1 rRNA gene is annotated in these 3,231 nt (G+C 56.8%); it reads left to right on the top strand.

Annotated features, from left to right (window positions below):
• The first annotated feature begins 76 nt into the window (after nt 1-76).
• Nucleotides 77-3,199, top strand: a 23S ribosomal RNA gene (locus IF00_RS0140245).
• Nucleotides 3,200-3,231 lie beyond the last annotated feature (32 nt).

Here is a 3,231-nt window from a genome sequence, read left to right as displayed (position 1 = left end):
ACTCATCCGCTTGTCGGGTGGGGTGATGGGTGGCTGGTCGTTGCTTGAGAACTACACAGTGGACGCGAGCATCTGTGGCCAAGTTTTTAAGGGCGCACGGTGGATGCCTTGGCACCAGGAACCGATGAAGGACGTGGGAGGCCACGATAGTCCCCGGGGAGCCGTCAACCAGGCTTTGATCCGGGGGTTTCCGAATGGGGAAACCCGGCAGTCGTCATGGGCTGTCACCCATGCCTGAACACATAGGGCATGTGGAGGGAACGAGGGGAAGTGAAACATCTCAGTACCCTCAGGAAGAGAAAACAACCGTGATTCCGGGAGTAGTGGCGAGCGAAACCGGATGAGGCCAAACCGTATGCGTGTGATACCCGGCAGGGGTTGCGCATGCGGGGTTGTGGGATCTCTCTTTCACAGTCTGCCGGCTGTGAGACGAGTCAGAAACCGTTGATGTAGGCGAAGGACATGCGAAAGGTCCGGCGTAGAGGGTAAGACCCCCGTAGCTGAAACATTGACGGCTCGTTTGAGAGACACCCAAGTAGCACGGGGCCCGAGAAATCCCGTGTGAATCTGGCGGGACCACCCGCTAAGCCTAAATATTCCCTGGTGACCGATAGCGGATAGTACCGTGAGGGAATGGTGAAAAGTACCGCGGGAGCGGAGTGAAATAGTACCTGAAACCGTGTGCCTACAAGCCGTGGGAGCGTCGCTCATTGAGTTTACTCAATGGGTCGTGACTGCGTGCCTTTTGAAGAATGAGCCTGCGAGTTTGCGGTGCGTTGCGAGGTTAACCCGTGTGGGGAAGCCGTAGCGAAAGCGAGTCCGAATAGGGCGATTCAGTAGCGCGCTCAAGACCCGAAGCGGAGTGATCTAGCCATGGGCAGGTTGAAGCGGAGGTAAGACTTCGTGGAGGACCGAACCCACCAGGGTTGAAAACCTGGGGGATGACCTGTGGTTAGGGGTGAAAGGCCAATCAAACTCCGTGATAGCTGGTTCTCCCCGAAATGCATTTAGGTGCAGCGTCGTGTGTTTCTTGCCGGAGGTAGAGCACTGGATAGGCGATGGGCCCTACCGGGTTACTGACCTTAGCCAAACTCCGAATGCCGGTAAGTGAGAGCACGGCAGTGAGACTGTGGGGGATAAGCTCCATGGTCGAGAGGGAAACAGCCCAGAGCATCGACTAAGGCCCCTAAGCGTACGCTAAGTGGGAAAGGATGTGGAGTCGCAGAGACAACCAGGAGGTTGGCTTAGAAGCAGCCACCCTTGAAAGAGTGCGTAATAGCTCACTGGTCAAGTGATTCCGCGCCGACAATGTAGCGGGGCTCAAGCGTACCGCCGAAGTCGTGTCATTGCAGCAATAGGGCCAACGCCCGCTGTGATGGGTAGGGGAGCGTCGTGTGCCGGGTGAAGCAGCCGCGGAAGCGAGTTGTGGACGGTTCACGAGTGAGAATGCAGGCATGAGTAGCGATACACACGTGAGAAACGTGTGCGCCGATTGACTAAGGGTTCCTGGGTCAAGCTGATCTGCCCAGGGTAAGTCGGGACCTAAGGCGAGGCCGACAGGCGTAGTCGATGGACAACCGGTTGATATTCCGGTACCCGCTTTGAAACGCCCAATATCGAGCCCATTAATGCTAAGGCCGTGAAGCCGTTCCGGACCCTTCGGGGAAAGGAAAGTGGTGGAGCCGTCGACCCAAGGTGGTAGTAGGTAAGCGATGGGGTGACGCAGGAAGGTAGTCCAGCCCGGGCGGTGGTAGTCCCGGGGTAAGGGTGTAGGCCGTGTGATAGGCAAATCCGTCACACATTAAGGCTGAGACCTGATGCCGAGCCGATTGTGGTGAAGTGGATGATCCTATGCTGTCGAGAAAAGCCTCTAGCGAGTTTCATGGCGGCCCGTACCCTAAACCGACTCAGGTGGTCAGGTAGAGAATACCGAGGCGTTCGGGTGAACTATGGTTAAGGAACTCGGCAAAATGCCCCCGTAACTTCGGGAGAAGGGGGGCCACGCCTGGTGATCGGATTTACTCCGTGAGCTGGGGGTGGCCGCAGAGACCAGCGAGAAGCGACTGTTTACTAAAAACACAGGTCCGTGCGAAGCCGTAAGGCGATGTATACGGACTGACGCCTGCCCGGTGCTGGAACGTTAAGGGGACCGGTTAGCTCTGTTTCGACAGGGCGAAGCTGAGAACTTAAGCGCCAGTAAACGGCGGTGGTAACTATAACCATCCTAAGGTAGCGAAATTCCTTGTCGGGTAAGTTCCGACCTGCACGAATGGCGTAACGACTTCTCGACTGTCTCAACCATAGGCCCGGTGAAATTGCACTACGAGTAAAGATGCTCGTTTCGCGCAGCAGGACGGAAAGACCCCGGGACCTTTACTACAGTTTGATATTGGTGTTCGGTTCGGCTTGTGTAGGATAGGTGGGAGACTTTGAAGCCGTGACGCCAGTCATGGTGGAGTCGCCGTTGAAATACCACTCTGGTCGTGCTGGATGTCTAACCTCGGTCCGTGATCCGGATCAGGGACAGTGTCTGATGGGTAGTTTAACTGGGGCGGTTGCCTCCCAAAGGGTAACGGAGGCGCCCAAAGGTTCCCTCAGCCTGGTTGGCAATCAGGTGTTGAGTGTAAGTGCACAAGGGAGCTTGACTGTGAGACCGACGGGTCGAGCAGGGACGAAAGTCGGGACTAGTGATCCGGCGGTGGCTTGTGGAAGCGCCGTCGCTCAACGGATAAAAGGTACCCCGGGGATAACAGGCTGATCTTCCCCAAGAGTCCATATCGACGGGATGGTTTGGCACCTCGATGTCGGCTCGTCGCATCCTGGGGCTGGAGTCGGTCCCAAGGGTTGGGCTGTTCGCCCATTAAAGCGGTACGCGAGCTGGGTTTAGAACGTCGTGAGACAGTTCGGTCCCTATCCGCTGCGCGCGTAGGAATATTGAGAAGGGCTGTCCCTAGTACGAGAGGACCGGGACGGACGAACCTCTGGTGTGCCAGTTGTCCTGCCAAGGGCATGGCTGGTTGGCTACGTTCGGGAGGGATAACCGCTGAAAGCATCTAAGCGGGAAGCCTGCTTCGAGATGAGTATTCCCACCTCCTTGAGAGGGTAAGGCTCCCAGTAGACGACTGGGTTGATAGGCCGGATGTGGAAGCCCAGTAATGGGTGGAGCTGACCGGTACTAATAGGCCGAGGGCTTGTCCTCAGTTGCTCGCGTCCACTGTGTTAGTTCTGAAG

It is taken from the genome of Streptomyces flavochromogenes, from assembly GCF_000717595.1.
Taxonomy (GTDB): Bacteria; Actinomycetota; Actinomycetes; order Streptomycetales; family Streptomycetaceae; genus Streptomyces; species Streptomyces flavochromogenes.
This window is presented reverse-complemented; position numbering and strand designations above follow the sequence as displayed.